Raw genomic sequence first — 19,765 nt, 5'->3', positions numbered from 1 at the left:
GGCGGACCGAACGGAGAGGGAGGGGCACATGCCCGAGCGTGGCCGTACCACGCGGGACCAGGAAGGCCCTCAGGGGCACATACCGAACACGGCGGTGGCGGAGCCGGCAAGGGACAAGGCCGGGAACAAGGCCGGGAACAGCGTCGGCAACACGGCCGGGAAGCCCGCGCCGCCGTCGAGCGGACCGGGCCGCGACGCCCTCCGCCGCACCGGACTCCTCGTCACCCTCCTCCTCGGTGGCCTCACGGCCACGCCCCCGCTGGCGATGGACATGTACCTCCCGGCCCTGCCGGAGGTCACGGGCTCCCTGAACGCGCCCGCCACCACCGTCCAGCTCACCCTCACCGCCTGCCTCGCCGGCATGGCGCTGGGCCAGCTGGTCGTCGGCCCGATGAGCGACCGCTGGGGGCGCAGGCGGCCCCTGCTGGCCGGACTGGCCGTCTACGTCGTCGCCACCGCGCTGTGCGCGCTCGCGCCCACGGTGGAGTTCCTCATCGCCTTCCGCCTCCTTCAGGGCCTCGCGGGGTCGGCCGGGATCGTGATCGCGCGGGCGGTGGTCCGCGACCTGTACGACGGCGTGGCGATGGCCCGCTTCTTCTCGACCCTCATGCTGGTCTCCGGGGTGGCGCCGATCGTCGCGCCGCTGATCGGCGGTCAGATCCTGCGGGTCACCGACTGGCGGGGCGTGTTCGTCGTCCTCATCGCCCTCGGGCTCGCCCTGACGGCCCTCGTCTGGTGGCGGCTCCCCGAGACCCTGGCCCCCGCCGAACGGCACAAGGGGGGCGTGGGCGAGGCCCTGCGCGCGATGCGCGGGCTGCTCGCCGACCGGGTCTTCAGCGGTTACACGCTGGCGGGCGGATTCGCGTTCGCCGCGCTGTTCGCGTACATCAGCGCCTCACCCTTCGTGATCCAGGAGATCTACGGCGCCTCCCCGCAGACGTTCAGCCTGCTCTTCGGCGTCAACTCGGTCGGCCTGGTGATCGCGGGCCAGGTCAACGGCAAGATCCTGGTCGGGCGCGTCGGCCTGGACAAGGTGCTGGCGACGGGCCTGACGATCGTGACGCTCGCCGCGATCGCGCTGCTGCTGATGTCGACGGGCGTGTTCGGCGAGGTGGGGCTCTGGCCAGTGGCGACGGCCCTGTTCGTCCTCATGACCGCGATGGGCATCACCCTGCCCAACACCCAGGCGCTCGCCCTGATGCGCGTACGGCACGCGGCCGGTTCGGCGTCCGCGCTGCTCGGCACGTCCTCGTTCCTCATCGGCGCGATCGCCTCGCCGCTCGTCGGCATCGCGGGCGAGGACACCGCCGTCCCGATGGCCGTCGTCCAACTGGCGGCCGTGCTGGTGGCCACCGTGTGTTTCGTGGGACTCTGCCGCCCCTGGACCACACGAGCCACCGAGAGCCTGGGAGAGGACAGCTGAGCGCCCCGAGACTGCGCGACGGCACACCGGAACGGGCCGGTCTTGACCCCGGCCAGCTGCGTCACCTCGTGGACGAGCTCCGGGCCTGCGTGGAGAGGCCCCCGGCCGGGAAGGAGCGCCCGTGGGCGGCGGGCGCCGTCGTGCTCGCGGGGCGCGGCCCGATCGTCGCCGTGGAGGAGGCGGCGGGCTGGGCGGTGCGGTACGCCTCGTACGACGAGACGCGCGACACGGCGGTGGAACTCCCGCCCGAGGACCGCGTACCGGCGACCGTGGACACGCCCTTCGACCTCGCCTCCCTCACCAAGCTGTTCACGGCGGTCGCCGCCGTCCAGCAGATGGAGCGGGGCACCCTCGGCATCGACGCGCGGGTGGGGGCGTACCTGCCGGACTTCACCGGGGCCGCCGAGCACGGCGTGACGGTACGCCAGCTCCTCACCCACACCTCCGGCCTGCGTCCCGAACTACCGCTGTACGACTGCCCGACGGACCGGGCCCGCCTGGACCTTCTCCGGGCCGAGGCGCCGACGACGCGGCCGGGCACGGCGTACCGCTACTCGGACCTGAACATGCTCCTGCTGCAACACGTCCTGGAGCGCCTCACGGGCCGGGGGCTGGACGACCTGATCCGCGACGGCATCACACGGCCCCTGGGCATGACGTCGACACGGTTCGGCCCGTGCCCCGGCGCGGCGGCCACGGAGGACCAGCGCCGCCCCTGGGCGAAGGCGGACCGCGGCATGCTCCGCGGCGAGGTCCACGACGAGAACGCCTGGGCCCTCGGCGGGGTCGCGGGCCACGCGGGCCTGTTCTCCACCGCACGGGACCTGGCGGTCTTCTGCCGCGCGCTGCTCGCGGGCGGCTCGTACGGGCCCGCCCGCATCCTCGGCCCCGACCTCGTCGAACTCATGCTCACCCCACCGGGCCTCGGCCTCGCCCTCGACCAGCCCTGGTTCATGGGCGAACTGGCGGGCCGCGGCGCGGCGGGCCACACGGGCTTCACGGGAACGTCCCTGGTCCTGGACCCGGCCACGGACACCTTCCTGGTCCTGCTGGCCAACACGGTCCACCCCCGCCGCCGCGCGCTGCCGGACAACCGGGTGAGGGCGAGGGCGGGGACGCGGGTGGCCCGGGCGGTCCGGGGGGCCTGACCGGGGGTCCGGGCCGCCGCCGCCCGCCATAGAATCGGCCACGTGAACGCCCCCGTCTCCCCAGCCGACTCCCTGCGTACCGCCCTGGACGGGCTGGTCGGCGGGCTGCCGCCGAAGACGGCCTCGCAGGCGGTCGAGCGGTTGATCGCGAACTACCGGGGGCGGACGCCGACGGACGTGCCGGTGCTGCGGGACCGGCCGGATGTCGTCGCCTACGCCGCGTACCGGATGCCGGCGACGTTCGAGGCGGTGAGCTCGGCGCTGAGCGCGTTCGCGGAGACCGTGCCCTCGTGGGCCCCGGACAGCCACGTGGACGTGGGCGGCGGTACCGGCGCGGCGACCTGGGCCGTCAACGCCGTCTGGGCGGGGGAGCGGCCCGTCACGGTGCTCGACTGGGCCGAGCCCGCGCTCACGCTCGGGCGGGAGATCGCCGCGGCCAACCCGGAGCTGAAGGGCGCCGAGTGGCGGCGCTCGCGTATCGGAGCGGCGCTCGCCATCGAGAGCACTGATCTCGTCACCGTCTCCTACGTCCTCGGTGAGCTGACCGACGCCGACCGCGCCGCCGTCGTGGACGCCGCCGCGGGCGCGGCCCGGGCCGTGGTGATCATCGAGCCCGGCACACCCGGCGGGTACGCCCGTGTCATCGAGGCCCGCGACCGGCTCGTGCGCGCCGGGTTCCGCGTCGCCGCACCCTGCCCGCACAGCGCGGCCTGCCCCATCGTGCCCGGCGAGGACTGGTGCCACTTCTCCGCCCGGGTCAGCCGGTCCTCGCTGCACCGCCAGGTCAAGGGCGGGTCACTCGCGTACGAGGACGAGAAGTTCAGCTACGTCGCCGCCGTGCGGGAGCGGGACGCCGGGGGGCCGGGGACAGGAGGGCCGGAGGCCGAACCGGCGCCCTCCCGCATCGTGCGCAAGCCCCAGATCCGCAAGGGCCAGGTGCTCCTCGACCTGTGCGAGACCGAGCCCTCCCTGAGCCGCGCCACCGTCACCAAGCGCCACGGGCCCCTCTACAGGGCCGCCCGTGACGCCGACTGGGGGGACGCCTGGCCACCGGCCGGGGACGACGACTGAGGGCAGAGCACGCCCGCGCCCTGCCCTCAGCCTCGTTCCGGTCATGACGAGTCTCGTTCCGGTCGCGACGAGTCTCGTTCCGGTCATGACTTCTTGCCGGTCGCGCGTCCTTCCTGGAGCTTGCGCAGCAGCTCCCGTTTCTGGGCCTGGGCGTCCTGGCCGCCGCCGACCGTGCCGCCGCGGCCTCCTCCCCGGAGTGCCCTGCGGCTGAGCTTGTTGCGGGTGCCCCCGACTCCCAGCAGGTTTCCGGCTCCGCCTCGGGTCATGGCGGGTCTCCCCTCCCGTGTGACGATACGTATCGTCTCGCTTCCTTGTGCTACAAGACTGCGGCGAGACGCTCCGTCTTGTCAACTGCTAAATTGGCCGCATGACCCAGAAGTCCGCCCCCGACTCCACCCGCCGCAGCGAGAAGTCACGCCGCGCCATCTACGACGCCGCGCTCGCCCTCGTCGTGGAGGCCGGTTACGCGAAGACCACCATCGAGGGCATCGCCGCCCGCGCCGGAGTCGGCAAGCAGACGATCTACCGCTGGTGGCCGTCGAAGGCGGACGTGCTGCTGGAGGCCTTCCTCGATCTGAGCGAGCAGTACGCGGAGGCCGTGGCCACACCGGAGGAGCCGCAGCACGGCATCCCGGACACCGGTGACCTCGCCGCCGACCTCAAGTACGTCCTGCGCGCCACGGTCGACGAACTCCTGGACCCGCGGTTCGAGGCGCCCTCCCGCGCTCTGGCCGCGGAAGGGGTGGTCAGCGAACAGTTCGCCGCGCAGGTCGTCTCCCGGCTGCTCGAACCCTCGCTCCAGCTCTACGTCCAGCGCCTGAAGTCCGCCCAGGACGCCGGTGCCGTACGCCGTGACGTCGACCCGCGCATCGCCCTCGAACTCTTCGTCTCGCCGCTCGCCCAGCGCTGGCTCCAGCGCACCGGGCCCATCACGTACGCGTACACGGACGCGCTCGTCGACTACGCCCTCAACGGACTGGCTCCCCGTTGACCGCTGAGCTTCCCCCGAAGGTGTGACCAAAGCGACCACGGCGGTCCCGTGGTGCCCCGAACGGGGTGGCAAATCACGGCAAAGCGCTCAATAACCCTTGATCCCTGCCGGGGGTCGGCATCGCCCCACGCGCCCCGGACGCGGTCTCCGGCCACCCGGAGCACGCGATGGTGGGACCATGGGGCATGCTGTCCGCACAACAGCAAGGCGAGGGGATAGATGAGCGCTGAGTTCGGCCGCCGCTCCGGCGGGCAGGGCAGGATCTCCCAGTGGCTGCGCGGTCGTCGCACCGAACCCAAGGCCGAAGAAACCGGCCGTGAAGCCCTGTTGCTCGCCGCCGCCGCCGCGGGACTGCCGCTCGCGCCGGCCGCCCACCCGTCCGGGTACCGGTGTTCGTGCGACCGGGTCGGCTGTCCCACGCCCGCGCGTCACCCCGTCTCGTTCGCCTGGCAGACGCAGTCCACCACCGATCGCGCCCAGATCGAGCGCTGGGCCCGCCACCAGCCGCAGGCCAACTTCATCACCGCGACCGGCATGGTGCACGACGTGCTCGACGTGCCCCTCGAAGCCGGACGTGAGGCGCTGGAGCGGCTCCTCGCCTCCGGGGTCGAGGTGGGCCCCGTGGCCGAGACCGGTGACGGGCGCATGCTGTTCTTCAGCCTCACCCGCGGCACGCCCGAGGACGAGGACGAGTGGTGGCCCTGCGAACTGGACTGCCACCCCGAGACGATGGACGAGCACCCCGGGCTGCGCTGGCACTGCCGCGGCAGCTACGTCCTCGTACCGCCCGCCCAACTCCCCGGTGACCTCACCGTCCAGTGGGTGCGCGGCCTCGAACACCCCCTGCCCGACCCGCTGAGCCTGCTGGAGATCCTCACCGACGAGTGCTCCCGGTACGCGGGGGAGGAGCGGGACCACACGACGGCGGCCTGGCCGCTGCGCGGCTGAGCCGAGCCGAGCCCGTACGCTACCCTCGCCGCCCGGCAGTTCTGCTCGCCGTCCGTAGCCCTGGTCGCCGCCCGGCAGTGCTCCTCGCGGCCCGGAGCTTTCCCCGCCGCCCGGGAGCTCTCCCGCCGCCCGGTAGCCCTCCTCGCGCCCGGAAGTCCTACTCGCCCTTCACGCTCGTCAACCCGTCCACCCGGCTCAGGAACTTCACCTGCTGGTCCGACGCCGACTTCGCCGGGTCGAGGACCGCCTGGTTGGACACGCGCTCCAGCGTCAGCGCGGACTTGACCTCTCCGGTCAGCAGGGCCTGGACGCTGGGGTCGACGTCGAGGTCGACACCCGGTGCGGCCGTCTGCTTCTCGTAATGGTGCGTGGCGAAGAAGACCAGGGCCCCGCCGTCGGTCGTCCGCAGGCCCACCGGGGCGTAGTCGCCCTTCGACAGCGGCTCGTCGAGGTACTGGCGGGCGAGCCCCGGCTTGTTCGCGCTCTTCTCACGGTCGGACCGCCACACGGAGGTGTGACTGCCCGGGGCGAAGGCCTCGCCGCCGGCGGCGGTGGAACTCCTCGCCTTCAGGTACGTCGCGTACTCCTCGCCCAGCTTGTCCGGGGCTATCGCCAGGCCCGCGTCATCGGCCGGGACGGGCTGCGCGTAGCCGTCCTTGTCCTTCTTGAACTCCGGTACGTCGTCGGCGGCGAGGATCGTCAGGTACGACACCGCCCACACGTCATTGGCGTCGGAGCGGGTGAACACCAGGAGCCAACGGGCGTTCCTCTGGCCTTTGTTGGAGGCCGTGTCGGCGACGAACCAGCGCGGCCAGCCCGCCTTCTCGGGGATCGTGAACTTCGGGTCGGTCAGCTTCAGCGGTGAGTACGACGGATTGCCGTCCGGGTTGGACTTGCGGCCCGCCGTCAGCTTGGCGCCGTCGATGTCGGCCAGCGCGCCCGTCACCCGATCCGCGTCCGCGGCCCGGTCGTACGTCCTGTCGGCCTTGTTGTACGCGGCGGTGAAGTCCTTGAGCGCGCGGGCGGCGTCGGCCCGTGTCGTCGCCGGAACGATCTCCCGCTCGCCGTGGACGACCACGCAGCCGCTCGCCGTCACCGACAGCACGGCCACCGACGCGGTCGCCAGTGCGAACCGGCCGCGCCCGCCCGGACGTCGAGGACGGTCGTACGTGCCGAGCTGCCGGCGGCCCGTGAACTCACTGAGCCCTCGACGGCTCCGAACCCCGCGATCCCTGCTCATCAGGTCCCTTCACCTTCCCCTTCCCGGAGGCGAACCCTACCGGGGCCAGGAACAGCGCGAGCGTCGGGACCAGGTACAGGAGCCATACCGTGACCTGGAGAACGGTCGGATCGGGCTGGAAGTTGAAGATTCCCTTCAGCAGCGTCCCGTACCAGCTGGACGGGTCCACGGTGTCGCTGATGTCGAAGGCCTTGTCCGTCAGACCAGGCAGGAAGTCCGCCTCCTGCAGATCGTGGAAGCCGTACGCGAGCACGCCCGCCGCCACCACGACCAGCATCCCGCCGGTCCACGTGAAGAACCTGGAGAGATTGATGCGCAGGGCTCCACGGTAGAAGAGCCAGCCGAGCACGACGGCCGTCGCGATGCCCAACAGCACGCCGACGAGCGGCCCTTGGGTGCCGTCGCTGGAGGCGCGCACGGACGCCCACACGAACAGCGCCGTCTCCAGACCCTCCCGGCCCACCGCCAGGAACGCGGTCGCCACCAGCGCGCCCGTGCCCATCCGCAGGGCCGCGTCCAGCTTGCCGTGCAGCTCGGACCTCAGGTGCCGGGCCGTACGGCGCATCCAGAAGACCATCCACGTCACCAGGCCCACCGCGATGATCGACAGCGAACCGCCGAGCGCCTCCTGCGCCTCGAACGTCAGCTCCTGCGAGCCGAATTCGAGGACGCAGCCGAAGCCGAGGGCGAGCCCGACGGCGACGCCGATGCCGATCCAGATGGGCCTCAGCGCGTCCCGGCGGTCGGTCTTGACCAGGTAGGCGATGAGGATGCAGACGACGAGGCTGGCCTCCAGGCCCTCGCGCAGACCGATCAGGTAGTTCGCGAACACGGCGTCAGCCCTCCGTCGCAGAGGTCGAAGAAGCGGAGAACAGTGCCCGGCCCCACCAGTCGCCGGAGTCCCGGACGCCCGGTGGCACCGCGAAGACCGCCGAACCCACGTGCTGGATGTACTCGTTGAGCGCGTCCGTGGCGAGGTTGCGCTGGATCGGGATGAAGCCCTCCCGCACGTCCCGCTGGTACGCGAGGAAGAACAGGCCCGCGTCGAGGCGGCCGAGGCCGTCCGTGCCGTCGGTGAAGGAGTAGCCGCGGCGCAGGATCCTCGCCCCGTCGTTGGAGTCCGGGTGCGCGAGCCGTACGTGCGCGTCCGGCTTCATCGCCTTGAGGAACGGCTCGTCGCGCTCCTTGGCCTTGCCGACGGGCGCGCCCTCGCCCTTGTCGCGGCCGAAGATGTCCTCCTGCTCCTGCAGCGAGGTGCGGTCCCAGGGCTCGATGTGCATGCGGATGCGCCGCGCCACCAGGTACGAGCCGCCGACCATCCACTCCGGGCCGTCGGACTTCGCCACCCACACGTGCTTGTCCAGCGCGGCCGTGTCCGTGCCCGCGATGTTGCGGGTGCCGTCCTTGAAGCCCATGAGGTTGCGCGGGGTCTGGGCCTCCGGAGTCGTCGAGGACGTCTTGCCGAAGCCGAGCTGGGACCAGCGGACGGAGACCTTGCCGAAGCCGATGCGGGCGAGGTTGCGGATCGCGTGCACCGCGACCTGCGGGTCGTCCGCGCACGCCTGGACGCACAGGTCGCCGCCGCTGCGGGCCCTGTCCAGGTTGTCGCCCGCGAACTGCGGCAGGTCCACCAGCGCCTCGGGACGCGCGTCCCGCAGGTCGAACTTCTCGAAGAGCGACGGCCCGAAGCCGATCGTGAGGGTCAGCCGCGACGGCTTCAGGCCCAGCGCCTCACCCGTGTCGTCCGGCGGCGCCTCCGCGAGCCCGCCGTAGGCGCCCTCGCCGACCGCCTTCCCGGCCGTCATCCGCCGCGCGGCCGCCGTCCAGTCCTTGAGCATCCGCACGAACGCGGCCCGGTCGTCCGTCTTCACGTCGAACGCGGCGAAGTGCAGCCGGTCCTGGACCGCGGTGGCGATACCGGCCTGGTGGACGCCGTGGAAGGCGACCGGGGCCCCGCTGTCGATACCGGCCGGTGCGGTGTCGTCGCCCGTCGTGGCCGCGGCCACCGCGCCGCCGGCCGCGGCGGCGCCGAGCGCGAGCCCGGCCCCGCCCCAGCCGATCAGTGAACGCCTCGACGGGGCACGGGAGTTGTCGTCCGCGGTGGTGCCGCCGGTGGTCTCGGTCGTCTTCCTGGTGTCCGTCATCTGTGCCGGCCCTCGTTCCCTGCTACTTGACGACGGCGGCGGCGAGCCGGGAGAGCGGCTCGGCGAGCGCGTTCACGGCGTCCGAGAGCTCCTTGCGCTGGTCGTCGCCGACCTTGTCGTACGAGACGAAGTCGTAGCCGTTCTTGTCCTCGCGGTACTTGTCCAGGAGCGTGTTCAACGCCGTGAACTGCTGGTCGAGTTCCTTCGTCAGCGCCGCGTCGTTCTCGGCGGCGACCGGCTTCAGCAGCTCGTACGACTCCTCGGCGCCCTCGACGTTGGCCTTGAAGTCGACGAGGTCGGTGTGCGAGTAGCGCTCCTCCTCGCCGGTGACCTTGCCGGTGGCGACCTCGTCGAGGAGCTCCTTGGCGCCGTTGGCCATCGAGGTCGGGGTGATCTCCGCCGTGCCGACCCGCTTCTGCCAGTCCTGAAGGTCCTTCACCAGCAGGTCGGCGAGTTCGGAGTCGCGGTCGGTGAGCTTGCCGTCCTTCCACAGCGAGCGCTCCAGACGGTGCCAGCCGGTCCAGTCCTTCTCCGGGTCCTGACCGTCCTCCAGGCCGTCCTCGCGCACGTCGACCTTCGGGTCGATGTCACCGAAGGACTCGGCGACGGGCTCGGTGCGCTCCCAGCCGATGCGGGAGGGCGCGTACGCCTTCTTCGCGGCCTCCACGTCGCCGGACTTGACGGCCTCGGCGAACACCTTGACCAGCGGGATGGTCGCGTCGGCCTGCTCCTGGGCGTACTTGCGGTAGGCGGCGACCGCCTTGTCCAGGCGCGGGTCGCGCTGGGCGGCCTTGCCGCCACCGGTGGCCGTGACCTTCTGCCGGATGCCGTCGCCCTTCATGCCCGGCTTGCAGGCGATCTGGTAGTCGCCGGCCTTCACTTCGGCGGTGACCTTCTGCTTGGTGCCGGGGCCTATGTTCTCCCGCTCGGTGACCACGCGGTCGTCGGGGAAGAGGATGTAGACCTCGGTGACCTTGGAACCCTTGTTCTCGATGGCGAGTTCGACGTGCCCGGCCGGGAACTCCTTCTTCGAGACCTCGCACGTGCTGTCGGTGGCGGTCACCTCGATGGCGCCGTCGCCGCCCTTGGCGCTGCTCTTCTCGGTGCAGCCGGTGACGGCGGTCAGGGCCGCCACGGTGGCGGCGGCGGTGACGACGGACAGTCTGAGGGGGCGCATTTCGGCTCCAGGGAAGACACAGGGGACGCACAGGTAAGGTGAGGCTGCCCCAAGTTATCTGAGGCTTACCTCACCACGACCTGCGCCTCCAGTGAATCTCCTCTCATCGCGGGCACACGAGCACGGCCTGGTCACGGTGGCCCAAAACAGCCCTGATGATCCGGTCAAGCGAGGGTCAAGAGCGTGAGTGTGGATCAAGAGTCCCGTTTCGGAGTGATCAGGACACCGCCGGTCCGGGGGTGCGGGAACACCTCCACCGGCTGCCGGTAGACGTCCGACAACAACGCGCCGGTGAAGATCTCCTCCGGGGCGCCCTCGGTCGCGATCCGCCCGGCACGCAGCACCGCGACCCGGTGCGCGTACGCCGCCGCGAGCCCCAGGTCGTGCAGCACCACGACCACCGCGTCACCGGCCCGCGCCCGCTCCCGGCACACCCGCAGCACCAGTTCCTGGTGGCGCAGGTCCAGCGCAGCGGTCGGCTCGTCGAGCAGCAGCAGCGGCGCCCGTTGCGCGAGCACCCGCGCCAGCGCCACCCGGGCGCGCTCGCCGCCGCTGAGCGCGGAGAAGGGACGCGCCGCGAACGCGCCGACCTCGGTCGCCGCCATGGCCTCGGCCACGGCTGTGTCGTCGTCACTCTCGCTGTCCGGCTGCCGTGCCCAGGGCGCCCGGCCCATCCGTACGACCTCCTCGACCGTGAACGGGAACGACAGCGCCGCCGACTGGGGCAGCACGGCACGCCGCAGGGCGAGGTCGGGTGCGGACCAGTCCCCGGCGGGGCGCCCGTGCACGCGTACGACGCCCGCTGTGGGCCTCAGATCGGCCGCCAGAGCCGCCAACAGGGTCGACTTCCCCGCCCCGTTGGGTCCGACGAGCGCGAGCACCTCGCCCGCGCGGGCGGCGACGCCGACATCGGTGAGGACCTCGCGAGAGCCGAGCCGCACATGAAGCCCCTCCGCCTCGGCGAGTACGTCACCGGGGGCGGCCGGAGGCGGGGGAGCGGGGCGTCCGCGCAGCCGCCCGGCGGAGAGTGCGCGCAAGGACCTCATGCCCAACCCCTCTGCCTGCGGCGGGTCCTGCGCAGCAGCCAGAAGAAGAACGGGCTGCCGATCAGGGCGGTCAGGACACCGAGGGGCAGCTCGGCGGGCTCGGCGACCGTACGGGCGGCGAGGTCGGCCGTGAGCAGGACGACCGCCCCTGCGAGCGCGCTGCCCGGCACCAGGAACCGGTGTCCGGGGCCTGCGGCCATGCGCAGCAGGTGCGGTACGACCAGTCCGACGAAGCCGATGACACCCGAGACGCTCACGGCGGCGGCGGTGAGCAGCGCGATGACGAGGATCAGGACGATCCGCAGCCGCTCCACGTCCACCCCGAGGTGTCGCGCCGGCCGTTCACCGAGGGACAGGAGGTCGAGCTTGCGCGCGTACAGCGGCGCCACGACCAGCCCGGCCGCCGCGCACGGCAGCACGGCCAGCACCTTCGGCCAGGTGGCCTGCGCCAGTGAGCCCAGCTGCCAGAAGGCGATCTGGTTCACTGCCGCGGTGTCCTCCGCCAGGAAGACGCACAGGCCGATCAGGGCGCCCGCGAAGGCGTTCACCGCGATGCCGGTGAGGAGGAGCGTCACCACCTCCGTACGGCCGCCGGAGCGGGACATCGCGTACACGACGAGGACGGTGCCGAGGCCGGCGACGAAGGCGAGGGCCGAGACCGTCCAGTTCCCGAGGAAGTCCAGCCCGAGCGAGATCGTCGCGACCGCGCCCACGGCCGCGCCCGACGAGACGCCGATGACGCCCGGCTCGGCCAGCGGGTTGCCGAACACGCCCTGCATCAGCGCCCCCGCGCACCCCAGCGAGGCCCCGATCAGCAGGGCGAGCACGATCCGCGGGAACCGCACGTTCCACAGCACCGACTCGGGCACCCGGTCGAGGGCCCCGCCGCCGACGCCCGCGCGGTGGGCCACGGAGGACAGGACGTCTCCGGTGGAGACGGGATACGCGCCGATCCCGGCGGCCACCGGGACGAGCGCGAGGAGGGCGGCGACGAGGCCGGCGGTGAGGAGGAGGGGGGTGGTGCGGCGCCCGGCTCGCCGCCCGGCGGCCCCGGGCCTCCCGCCCGGTGCCGCCTCTTCCGGTACGGCCTCTTCCGATGCCGCCTCCTTTGCTGTCGCCTCTTCCGGTGCCGCCTCTTCCGCTTCCGGGGGCCCGACCGGCTTGCCCAGTAAGGTCACGTGCTCTCTCCGTTCCGTGGCGGCCGTTCCCGGCCCCTCCCGGGCGGGGCCCCGCCCGGGACGACTCGGCCGCTCCTGTGATGTTTCAATGCCCTGGTGACTGACTACGACGTGCTGCGGGTCTTCTGTGGCCCCAGCGGGGGATACGGCAACGAACTGGGCGTCGTGCGCGACGGCTCGGTCATGCCGCAGCGGAGCGACCGGCAGGCCTTCGCGGCGAAACTCGGCTTCAGCGAGACCGTGTTCGTCGACGACCCCGAGCGCGGAGTCGTCGACATCTACACCCCCATGCTCCGCCTCCCCTTCGCCGGGCACCCCTGCGTGGGCACGGCCTGGCTCCTGGACGTGCCCGAACTGGTGACACCCGCGGGGGTCGTCGGCGCCCGTCTGGACGGGGAGTTCAGCTGGATCGAGGCCCGTCCGGAGTGGGCTCCGCCGCGCACCCTGCGGCAGTACGGTTCGGCCGCCGAGGTGGACGCCCTCCCCGTGCCGCCCGACGGCGAGTGGATCTACGCCTGGGCGTGGCAGGACGAGGCGGCGGGCCGGATCCGCGCCCGCGGCTTCCCCGGCCGCGGCGACGGCATCGACGAGGACGAGGCGACCGGGGCGGCCGCCCTGCTCCTCACGGACCGGCTGGGCCGCGCCCTGAACATCACGCAGGGCGCGGGTTCGCAGATCCTCACCGCACCGCAGCCAGGGGGCTGGGTGGAGGTCGGCGGGCGGGTGTTCCTGGAGCGCTAGAGGCCAGAACCGAGGCGCTCAGGAACTCAGGCGCTCAGGGGGAACTCCTCGCCCAGGGCGCCGAGCATCGCGATGTTCAGCGCGAACGCGCGCTTGCACTCCGCGATGATCCGCTGCTTCTCCAGGTCGTCCGCCCGCACCCGGTCGAGCAACTCGCGATACCCCCGCTTGAACGCGGCCGGGTTGGCGATGTCCTCGAACACGTAGAAGCGCACGCCGTCACCCTTCCTGGCGAAGCCCCACGTCTTCTCGGCCGTGTCGCGGACGACCTGGCCACCGGAGAGGTCGCCGAGGTAGCGGGTGTAGTGGTGGGCGACATACCCGCCCGGCCAGGTACGCGCGCACTCGGTGATCCGTCGTGTGTACTCCCGCGTCGACGGCAGGGCGGTGAGCGTCGACCGCCAGTCGGGGCCGCGCAGATGCGCCAGGTCCTTCTCCAGCGCGTCCAGGCGCATCAGCTCGGGCTGGATGAACGGTCCCGCCACCGGGTCGTCGGCCAGCTCCCGCGCGCAGCCCTCCAGCGCCTCGTACACGAACCACAGCTGCTCCGTGTACCGCGTGTACGCGTCGACGCCGAGCCGGCCGCCCAGCAGGTCGCTCATGAACGTCGCATGGTGCGCAGCCGTGTGCTGCTCGCGCGACGCGGTGCGGATGAGCGTCGAGAACGAGTCCATGAGGTCTCCGGTGTCGAGGGGACGAGGTTCGCCCAGGATCTTCTATGGTTAGGCTTACCTAAGTCAATAGGATGCCGACGGCCTGTCGGTAAACCTGTACCCAGGAACGTCACCACTCCCACACGAAAAGCCCGCCCTCCTGAGAGGGCGGGCTCACGGGCTGTGCGTGCGGGCGCGGCGCTAGGGCAGGGTGAGGATGTCGGCGCCCGAGTCCGTCACGACCAGCGTGTGCTCGAACTGGGCCGTCCGCTTCCGGTCCTTGGTCAGGACCGTCCAGCCGTCGTCCCACATGTCGTACTCGTGCGTCCCGAGCGTGAGCATCGGCTCGATCGTGAACGTCATCCCGGGCCGCATGACGGTCGTCGCGTGCGGGCTGTCGTAGTGCGGGATGATCAGCCCGGAGTGGAACGACGAGTTGATCCCGTGCCCGGTGAAGTCCCGCACGACGCCGTACCCGAACCTCTTGGCGTACGACTCGATGACCCGACCGATGATGTTGATCTGCCGTCCCGGCTTGACCGCCTTGATCGCCCGGTTGAGGGACTCGCGGGTGCGCTCCACGAGCAGCTTCGACTCCTCGTCGACGTCTCCGACGAGGTACGTGGCGTTGTTGTCGCCGTGGACGCCGCCGATGTACGCCGTCACGTCCAGGTTGACGATGTCACCGTCGCGCAGGACCGTCGAGTCGGGGATGCCGTGGCAGATGACCTCGTTGACAGAGGTGCACAGCGACTTGGGGAAGCCGCGGTAGCCGAGCGTGGAGGGGTAGGCGCCGTGGTCGCACATGTACTCGTGCGCGACGCGGTCCAGCTCGTCCGTCGTCACGCCGGGCGCGATGAGCTTCGCGGCCTCCTCCATCGCCCGCGCCGCGATCCGCCCGGCGACCCGCATCGCCTCGATCGTCTCGGGCGTCTGGATTTCCGGGCCGGTGTACGGGGTGGGGGCGGGCTTGCCCACGTACTCGGGCCGGCGGATGTGGCCCGGGACGGTACGGGTGGGGGAGAGCTTCCCCGGGGCGAGCAGCGACTGGGCAGACATGTCAGCGAGTTTAACCAGCGGGTGTGGGGGACCATGTCCTTGGCGAAAGGAGCCGTGAGCCATGGCCCTGTTCAAGAGGCGCAAGGCGGTCGGGAAGCCGGGCGAGTGGTACTACTGCCTGGAGCACAGGAAGGTCGAGGAGGGGCCCGAGTGTCCCGGCAAGGACCGTATGGGGCCGTACGCCTCACCGGACGAGGCGGCCCACGCGATGGAGACGGCCCGCGAGCGCAACGTCGAGTGGGAGGGCGACCCGCGCTGGCAGAACGGTCCATCGCGGGAGGCCGACGACTGAGGGTCCCCCCGGCCTGGTGAGCTTGCCCCTCCAGGGACCCGCACGTCCTTCACCTCGCCTGCCGGGTTGTCGTCGGCGGGCGGCTGCGGGTGCGTCCTTGAAAGCCTGGGCGCGCCCGAGTGCTTTCAGGGGCGCGGGGAACCGCGCGAGCGACCACGACGCACCCGCGGGGTACCCACCCCCCGCGGCCACCCACCCTCCCCGGCAGCGCGGCTACCACCGCACAGGCGGGGGAGCCGTCAGCTGGTCCGCCAGCCGGGCCAACCGGTCCCGCACCCGCCGTCGCCCCCGCCCCCGCGGCAGCGGCACCGCGTTCTCGCCGGCCGCCGCGCTCACCAGGTGCTGGACCGTGTCGAGATCGAGGTCGGTGTCCGGCGGCACGGACAGCGACTCGTGCGCCATCGCACCCAGCTCACGGTCCCCCGCGTCGAGCGCGAGCACCCGCGCCCCCGCACGCCGCGCGTCGTGCACCCGCTCCAGCAGCGCGTCGTCCGGCGCGGACGGGGACACCACGAGCAGCGTCTCGCCCCGCCGCGCCGCCGACACACGGCCCAGCCCCACCGCCAGATGCGCGGGGTCGCAGGGGCGCGCCCCGTGCCGTACGAGGGTGGGGGAGAGTTCCGGCGTGCCCGACCACGCCGCCTCGTCCACGAGGTGCGCGGCCAGATGCCACGGTTCGTACTCCGCCGTGCCCACCAGCAGCAGCCCGCCGCCGTACGACACGACCGACCCTCTGAGCGCCCCCGCGAACCGGCGCGTGGCGACCGGCCACTCGGTCCCGGCGAGCACTTCCCGCAACAACGCGACCCGTACGGCGTCCATGCGCACGCATCCTGCCGCAACCCCCCACTCGTGACGCGACGTTCACCACGAATTCGCCCGAGTGGGGCACAGGGTGGGTCCAGCCACCCCTCCCAAGGAGCCCGCCCATGGCCGAGAGCAGCATTCCCTTCCGCGCCGGCCAGGAGGGGTACGCCAGCTTCCGTATCCCGGCCGTCGTCGCCACCGCCGACGGGACCCTGCTGGCCTTCTGCGAGGGTCGGGTCGGCTCGCGGGACGACTTCGGGAACATCGACATCGTGCTGAAGCGGTCCACGGACGGCGGCCGCACCTGGGGCCCGCTGAAGGTGGCCGCGGAGAACGGCGACGACCTCGCGGGCAACCCGGCCCCCGTCGTCCTCGACACCGGCCGGATCCTGCTCGTCCACGTCCGCAACGCCGCCTCCGCCACCGAGGACGCCATCCGGCGCGGTGCGGTGAGCGCCGCGGACGGGCGGCGCGTCTGGGTGCGGCACAGCGACGACGACGGGGTCACCTGGTCCGCGGCGAAGGAGATCACCAGGGAGACCAAGAGAGCGACGTGGCGGTGGTACGCCACCACACCCGGGCACGCCCTCCAGCTGAGCACCGGTCGGGTCGTCGTCCCCGCCAACCACTCCCTGCCCCCGGCCGGCACGGACACCGGCACGGAGGGGAAGTACAACGGCGGCCACTGCCTGCTGAGCGACGACCGCGGTGCGACCTGGCGCATCGGATACGTCGACGACAACACCGACGCCTACATCAACGTCAACGAGACCACCGCCGCCGAACTCCCCGACGGCCGCGTCTACTTCAACACCCGCAACGACTCACCGGCCCCCGGCACCCGCGCCGACGCCCACTCCGCCGACGGCGGCGCCACCCTCGTCAAGCCCTTCCGCCCCCAGGCCGGCCTCGTCGCCCCCGTCTGCGAGGGCAGCGTCCTCCAGCTCCGCGACCCCGACCTGCTCCTCTACTCCGGCCCGGCCGACCCCGGCTTCCGCGCCCTGATGACCGTACGGGTCTCCGAGGACGGCGGGACGACGTGGCGGTCCGCCCACACCGTCGACGGGCTGCCCGCCGCGTACTCCGACCTCGTCCGCGTCGACGCGGACACCGTCGGGCTGCTGTACGAGACGGGCGACTTCAGCGCGTACGAGACGATCGCCTTCCACCGGATCCCCGTGACCGCGCTCACCTGAGCCGGGCCAGCGCCCGCGCGCACCCCGCACGTAAAGTCGGGCCATGACCTCTACTGACAGTGCACAGACGGCCCCCGCGGCCCCCGCCAAGGCCCCCGCGAAGGACCCGTGGGACCTGCCCGACGTGTCCGGGCTCGTGGTCGGCGTGCTCGGCGGCACCGGGCCGCAGGGCAAGGGCCTCGCGTACCGGCTCGCCAGGGCCGGGCAGAAGGTGATCATCGGCTCGCGGGCCGCCGACCGCGCGCAGGCCGCCGCCGACGAGCTCGGGCACGGAGTCGAGGGCGCCGACAACGCCGAGACCGCCCGCCGCAGCGACATCGTGATCGTCGCGGTGCCGTGGGACGGCCACGGCAAGACACTGGAGTCCCTGCGCGAGGAACTGGCCGGCAAGCTCGTCGTCGACTGCGTCAACCCGCTCGGCTTCGACAAGAAGGGCGCGTACGCCCTGAAGCCGGAGGAGGGCAGCGCCGCCGAGCAGGCCGCCGCCCTGCTGCCGGACTCGCGGGTCACCGCCGCCTTCCACCACCTCTCCGCCGTCCTCCTCCAGGACCCGGAGATCGAGGAGATCGACACCGACGTGATGGTGCTCGGCGAGGAGCGGGCCGACGTGGAGATCGTGCAGGCGCTCGCGAACCGCATCCCCGGCATGCGCGGCATCTTCTCGGGCCGCCTGCGCAACGCCCACCAGGTCGAGTCGCTGGTCGCCAACCTGATCTCCGTCAACCGGCGCTACAAGGCCCACGCGGGCCTCAGGCTGACCGACGTCTAGGGCGACCCCGGGCATGGGGGACACTGGACGCCGTACCACCGCCGGCGGCGCCACCGCCACCGGCGTCGCCACCATCGACGTCCGACCGTCCTGTCAGGAGCCGACCCCCATGCCCCGCCTCGCCCTGTACGCCCTCGCCGTCTGCCTGCTGTCCGTGGCCGCCGCCGTGGTCTCCTTCGTCCAGGGCAGCCTGCTGGGGATCGTATGGGTGCTGCTGGCCGGGCTCTCGTCCAACATGACCTGGTACTACGCGCGGCGCGCGAGGCCGGCGAGGACGGACCGCGGCTCCGTCACGGAGTGAGGCACGCGCCGGCAGGCGTCGGCGCCCCTCCTGCCGGAAGCGGCAGCGTGGCGAAAGTCTGTTGAGATGCCGCCGTATGTCCGGAAGGGTCGCGGGACATGGAGTACTTCTGCTACCACCGCGACCGGCCCGGCTCCCTCGCGCTGCGCGAGGAGCTGCTGGAAGAGCACTGGTCCTACATGGACCGGTACGCGAAGGAGCTGATCGCTCGCGGCCCGACCTTCGCGGCCGACGGCGAGACGCCGACCGGCAGCGTGCACATCGTCGACCTGCCGGATCCCGTCGCCGCTCGCGCGTTCGCCTTCGACGAGCCCAACTACCAGGCCGGCGCCTACCGGGACGTGCTGCTGCGCCGGTGGCGCAACGTGCTGGGGCGCACCATGTGGGATTTTCCCGGTGGCGCGAGCGGGGGCAACCGGTACCTGGTGCTCGGCCTGGGCTCGGGGCCGGCCGCCGACGTCGACGTGCCGCCCGACCGGGACGACCTGATCGCGTACGGGCCGCTGCTGTCCGACGACGGCGCCACCTGGCTGGGTACGGCGGTGCTGCTCAGGGCCCCGGATCCGGACACGGCACGCGCCGTCCTCACCGCGGGCCGGTATGCCGGCATCGACGTCCATGACTGGGAGTTCGGCGGGCGGCGATGACCCAAGGACGCGCCACGCAGGCCCCGTCCGTCAGGAGGCGGCGCACACGCCGCTGCCCTCCTGCCAGAAGCGGTACAGGTCCTGGCCGCAGTACGTCTCCAGCTCGCCGATGCCCAGACCACGCAGGACCGCGTCGACCGCGTCGAAGAACGCGCCGTTCACTTCCGGGATCCACAGCACGGCGAACACCAGCAGCAGTCCGAACGGCGCCAGCGGTTCCATCTGGCGGCGGGCCTTGTGCGAGAGCCAGGGCTCGATCACCCCGTAGCCGTCCAGGCCCGGCACCGGCAGGAAGTTCAGGATCGCGGCCGTGACCTGGAGCAGCGCCAGGAACGCGAGCGCGTACTGGAACGTCGCCGGGACGCCGTCCAGCGCGTCCAGCCAGAACGGCGCGGTGCAGACGACGGCGAACGCCACGTTGGTCAGCGGGCCCGCCGCCGAGATCAGGCTGTGCCGCCAGCGGCCCTTGATACGCCCGCGCTCGATGAACACCGCACCGCCCGGGAGACCGATCCCGCCCATGATCACGAAGATGACGGGCAGCACGATGCTGAGCAGCGCGTGGGTGTACTTGAGCGGGTTGAGGGTCAGGTAGCCCTTCGCGCCGATCGAGATGTCCCCGCTGTGCAGCGCGGTGCGCGCGTGCGCGTACTCGTGCAGACACAGGGAGACGATCCAGGCCGACGTCACGAAGAGGAAGACGGCGATCCCGGGCTGCTCGGCGAACCCGGTCCACGTGGCCCAGCCCGTGACCGCCATCACGGCCACGATGCCCAGGAAGACGGGGCTGATCCTCCGGTCGCTCCGGCGGGACGCGGCGATGGTCATGGGGCGGGCTCCTGGGTGGGCTGATGGTGTGATGTGTGGTGACGGTCGACCGTACCGGGTACGAGGGGAACGGGTACGGCGGGGATCGGGCACGGGCAGGGGACCG

22 protein-coding genes are annotated in these 19,765 nt (G+C 72.1%); 11 read left to right on the top strand and 11 right to left on the bottom strand.

The features are described 5' to 3' along the window. The first annotated feature begins 28 nt into the window (after nt 1-28). Genes ACZ49J_RS42660 through ACZ49J_RS42650 form a run of 3 tightly spaced genes read left to right on the top strand, consistent with a single transcriptional unit; the run spans nt 29 to nt 3,642 of the window. Nucleotides 29-1,423 carry a multidrug effflux MFS transporter gene (locus ACZ49J_RS42660; protein WP_467456585.1) on the top strand — a complete coding sequence of 465 codons (1,395 nt, stop codon included), beginning with the start codon at nt 29-31 and terminating at the stop codon, nt 1,421-1,423. Beyond that, complete coding sequence (locus tag ACZ49J_RS42655) at nt 1,372-2,571, top strand: serine hydrolase domain-containing protein (RefSeq protein WP_467456617.1); 1,200 nt, start codon at nt 1,372-1,374, stop codon at nt 2,569-2,571. The genes ACZ49J_RS42660 and ACZ49J_RS42655 overlap by 52 nt, the downstream gene beginning before the upstream one ends. Before the next feature lie 42 nt (nt 2,572-2,613). Beyond that, on the top strand, nt 2,614-3,642 hold the full coding sequence (locus ACZ49J_RS42650) for a small ribosomal subunit Rsm22 family protein (protein WP_467456583.1): 1,029 nt from the start codon (nt 2,614-2,616) through the stop codon (nt 3,640-3,642). An 83-nt stretch (nt 3,643-3,725) separates the two neighbouring features. Here the strand turns inward: ACZ49J_RS42650 and ACZ49J_RS42645 are convergent, their stop codons facing one another. Next, the gene (locus tag ACZ49J_RS42645; protein WP_467456582.1) at nt 3,726-3,908 is read right to left on the bottom strand and encodes a DUF6243 family protein; all 183 of its coding nucleotides are present in this window, start codon (nt 3,906-3,908) and stop codon (nt 3,726-3,728) included. 101 nt (nt 3,909-4,009) lie between these two features. Between ACZ49J_RS42645 and ACZ49J_RS42640 the strand changes: the two genes are divergently transcribed. Further along, nucleotides 4,010-4,633, top strand: coding sequence for a TetR/AcrR family transcriptional regulator (locus tag ACZ49J_RS42640; protein ID WP_467456580.1), 624 nt, complete (start codon nt 4,010-4,012; stop codon nt 4,631-4,633). A gap of 219 nt (nt 4,634-4,852) precedes the next feature. Next, a complete protein-coding gene (locus tag ACZ49J_RS42635; protein ID WP_467456579.1) occupies nt 4,853-5,581 on the top strand; it encodes a bifunctional DNA primase/polymerase in 729 nt (242 codons plus the stop codon). A 157-nt stretch (nt 5,582-5,738) separates the two neighbouring features. Here the strand turns inward: ACZ49J_RS42635 and ACZ49J_RS42630 are convergent, their stop codons facing one another. The 6 genes from ACZ49J_RS42630 to ACZ49J_RS42605 all read right to left on the bottom strand — a co-directional run bounded on the left by ACZ49J_RS42630 (nt 5,739) and on the right by ACZ49J_RS42605 (nt 12,357). Further along, a complete protein-coding gene (locus ACZ49J_RS42630; protein ID WP_467456577.1) occupies nt 5,739-6,821 on the bottom strand; it encodes an SCO2278 family lipoprotein in 1,083 nt (360 codons plus the stop codon). Further along, nucleotides 6,778-7,653 (bottom strand): iron uptake transporter permease EfeU, encoded by an 876-nt coding sequence (gene efeU, locus ACZ49J_RS42625; protein WP_467456576.1) that lies wholly within the window; start codon nt 7,651-7,653, stop codon nt 6,778-6,780. Before efeU ends, ACZ49J_RS42630 begins: the two co-directional genes overlap by 44 nt. Before the next feature lie 4 nt (nt 7,654-7,657). Continuing rightward, nucleotides 7,658-8,965, bottom strand: a complete 1,308-nt coding sequence (efeB, locus tag ACZ49J_RS42620) for an iron uptake transporter deferrochelatase/peroxidase subunit (protein ID WP_467456574.1) — start codon at nt 8,963-8,965, stop codon at nt 7,658-7,660. A 22-nt stretch (nt 8,966-8,987) separates the two neighbouring features. Continuing rightward, the gene (efeO, locus tag ACZ49J_RS42615) at nt 8,988-10,142 is read right to left on the bottom strand and encodes an iron uptake system protein EfeO (protein ID WP_467456572.1); all 1,155 of its coding nucleotides are present in this window, start codon (nt 10,140-10,142) and stop codon (nt 8,988-8,990) included. 194 nt (nt 10,143-10,336) lie between these two features. After that, nucleotides 10,337-11,188 (bottom strand): heme ABC transporter ATP-binding protein, encoded by an 852-nt coding sequence (locus ACZ49J_RS42610; RefSeq protein ID WP_467456571.1) that lies wholly within the window; start codon nt 11,186-11,188, stop codon nt 10,337-10,339. Then, nucleotides 11,185-12,357, bottom strand: a complete 1,173-nt coding sequence (locus ACZ49J_RS42605; protein ID WP_467456615.1) for a FecCD family ABC transporter permease — start codon at nt 12,355-12,357, stop codon at nt 11,185-11,187. Before ACZ49J_RS42605 ends, ACZ49J_RS42610 begins: the two co-directional genes overlap by 4 nt. 105 nt (nt 12,358-12,462) lie before the next feature. Between ACZ49J_RS42605 and ACZ49J_RS42600 the strand changes: the two genes are divergently transcribed. Then, nucleotides 12,463-13,107 (top strand): PhzF family phenazine biosynthesis protein, encoded by a 645-nt coding sequence (locus ACZ49J_RS42600; protein ID WP_467456569.1) that lies wholly within the window; start codon nt 12,463-12,465, stop codon nt 13,105-13,107. 26 nt (nt 13,108-13,133) lie between these two features. Here ACZ49J_RS42600 and ACZ49J_RS42595 read toward each other — a convergent pair whose 3' ends face one another. Next, nucleotides 13,134-13,781, bottom strand: a complete 648-nt coding sequence (locus tag ACZ49J_RS42595; RefSeq protein ID WP_467456567.1) for a biliverdin-producing heme oxygenase — start codon at nt 13,779-13,781, stop codon at nt 13,134-13,136. Nucleotides 13,782-13,961: 180 nt separating this feature from the next. Then, nucleotides 13,962-14,819: a type I methionyl aminopeptidase gene (gene map, locus ACZ49J_RS42590; RefSeq protein ID WP_467456565.1), complete on the bottom strand. Its 858-nt coding sequence runs from the start codon at nt 14,817-14,819 to the stop codon at nt 13,962-13,964. A 61-nt stretch (nt 14,820-14,880) separates the two neighbouring features. Between map and ACZ49J_RS42585 the strand changes: the two genes are divergently transcribed. Further along, nucleotides 14,881-15,111, top strand: a complete 231-nt coding sequence (locus ACZ49J_RS42585) for a hypothetical protein (RefSeq protein WP_467456563.1) — start codon at nt 14,881-14,883, stop codon at nt 15,109-15,111. A gap of 213 nt (nt 15,112-15,324) precedes the next feature. Here ACZ49J_RS42585 and ACZ49J_RS42580 read toward each other — a convergent pair whose 3' ends face one another. Beyond that, a complete protein-coding gene (locus ACZ49J_RS42580) occupies nt 15,325-15,933 on the bottom strand; it encodes a hypothetical protein (protein ID WP_467456562.1) in 609 nt (202 codons plus the stop codon). Nucleotides 15,934-16,040: 107 nt separating this feature from the next. Here ACZ49J_RS42580 and ACZ49J_RS42575 point away from each other — a divergent pair, with 107 nt between their 5' ends. The 4 genes from ACZ49J_RS42575 to ACZ49J_RS42560 all read left to right on the top strand — a co-directional run bounded on the left by ACZ49J_RS42575 (nt 16,041) and on the right by ACZ49J_RS42560 (nt 18,831). Then, nucleotides 16,041-17,114 carry a sialidase family protein gene (locus ACZ49J_RS42575; protein WP_467456561.1) on the top strand — a complete coding sequence of 358 codons (1,074 nt, stop codon included), beginning with the start codon at nt 16,041-16,043 and terminating at the stop codon, nt 17,112-17,114. Nucleotides 17,115-17,157: 43 nt separating this feature from the next. After that, nucleotides 17,158-17,883, top strand: a complete 726-nt coding sequence (gene npdG / locus ACZ49J_RS42570) for an NADPH-dependent F420 reductase (RefSeq protein ID WP_467456558.1) — start codon at nt 17,158-17,160, stop codon at nt 17,881-17,883. Between the two features lie 13 nt (nt 17,884-17,896). Continuing rightward, nucleotides 17,897-18,184, top strand: coding sequence for a hypothetical protein (locus tag ACZ49J_RS42565; RefSeq protein ID WP_467456557.1), 288 nt, complete (start codon nt 17,897-17,899; stop codon nt 18,182-18,184). Nucleotides 18,185-18,282: 98 nt separating this feature from the next. Next, entirely contained in the window at nt 18,283-18,831 is a 549-nt protein-coding gene (locus tag ACZ49J_RS42560) for a YciI family protein (RefSeq protein ID WP_467456555.1), read from the top strand. A 30-nt stretch (nt 18,832-18,861) separates the two neighbouring features. On the opposite strand, the gene ACZ49J_RS42555 is transcribed toward ACZ49J_RS42560, so the two are convergent. Then, a complete protein-coding gene (locus tag ACZ49J_RS42555; RefSeq protein ID WP_467456553.1) occupies nt 18,862-19,659 on the bottom strand; it encodes a site-2 protease family protein in 798 nt (265 codons plus the stop codon). Between the last annotated feature and the right edge of the window lie 106 nt (nt 19,660-19,765).

The sequence above is a fragment of the Streptomyces sp. NPDC030840 genome, from assembly GCF_055572015.1.
Note: the sequence above shows the minus strand (reverse complement) of the source record. Positions and strands in the feature narration are given on the sequence as shown.

Excerpts from the sequence above, each read along its gene's own strand:
- map (WP_467456565.1), bottom strand. The coding sequence starts at position 14,819 with ATGTCTGCCCAGTCGCTGCTCGCCCCGGGGAAGCTCTCCCCCACCCGT.
- efeO (WP_467456572.1), bottom strand. The coding sequence starts at position 10,142 with ATGCGCCCCCTCAGACTGTCCGTCGTCACCGCCGCCGCCACCGTGGCG.
- ACZ49J_RS42645 (WP_467456582.1), bottom strand. The coding sequence starts at position 3,908 with ATGACCCGAGGCGGAGCCGGAAACCTGCTGGGAGTCGGGGGCACCCGC.
- ACZ49J_RS42610 (WP_467456571.1), bottom strand. The coding sequence starts at position 11,188 with ATGAGGTCCTTGCGCGCACTCTCCGCCGGGCGGCTGCGCGGACGCCCC.
- ACZ49J_RS42555 (WP_467456553.1), bottom strand. The coding sequence starts at position 19,659 with ATGACCATCGCCGCGTCCCGCCGGAGCGACCGGAGGATCAGCCCCGTC.
- efeB (WP_467456574.1), bottom strand. The coding sequence starts at position 8,965 with ATGACGGACACCAGGAAGACGACCGAGACCACCGGCGGCACCACCGCG.
- npdG (WP_467456558.1), top strand. The coding sequence starts at position 17,158 with ATGACCTCTACTGACAGTGCACAGACGGCCCCCGCGGCCCCCGCCAAG.
- ACZ49J_RS42560 (WP_467456555.1), top strand. The coding sequence starts at position 18,283 with ATGGAGTACTTCTGCTACCACCGCGACCGGCCCGGCTCCCTCGCGCTG.
- ACZ49J_RS42575 (WP_467456561.1), top strand. The coding sequence starts at position 16,041 with ATGGCCGAGAGCAGCATTCCCTTCCGCGCCGGCCAGGAGGGGTACGCC.
- ACZ49J_RS42595 (WP_467456567.1), bottom strand. The coding sequence starts at position 13,781 with ATGGACTCGTTCTCGACGCTCATCCGCACCGCGTCGCGCGAGCAGCAC.
- ACZ49J_RS42640 (WP_467456580.1), top strand. The coding sequence starts at position 4,010 with ATGACCCAGAAGTCCGCCCCCGACTCCACCCGCCGCAGCGAGAAGTCA.
- ACZ49J_RS42630 (WP_467456577.1), bottom strand. The coding sequence starts at position 6,821 with ATGAGCAGGGATCGCGGGGTTCGGAGCCGTCGAGGGCTCAGTGAGTTC.
- ACZ49J_RS42635 (WP_467456579.1), top strand. The coding sequence starts at position 4,853 with ATGAGCGCTGAGTTCGGCCGCCGCTCCGGCGGGCAGGGCAGGATCTCC.
- ACZ49J_RS42660 (WP_467456585.1), top strand. The coding sequence starts at position 29 with ATGCCCGAGCGTGGCCGTACCACGCGGGACCAGGAAGGCCCTCAGGGG.
- ACZ49J_RS42565 (WP_467456557.1), top strand. The coding sequence starts at position 17,897 with ATGGGGGACACTGGACGCCGTACCACCGCCGGCGGCGCCACCGCCACC.
- ACZ49J_RS42580 (WP_467456562.1), bottom strand. The coding sequence starts at position 15,933 with ATGGACGCCGTACGGGTCGCGTTGTTGCGGGAAGTGCTCGCCGGGACC.
- ACZ49J_RS42585 (WP_467456563.1), top strand. The coding sequence starts at position 14,881 with ATGGCCCTGTTCAAGAGGCGCAAGGCGGTCGGGAAGCCGGGCGAGTGG.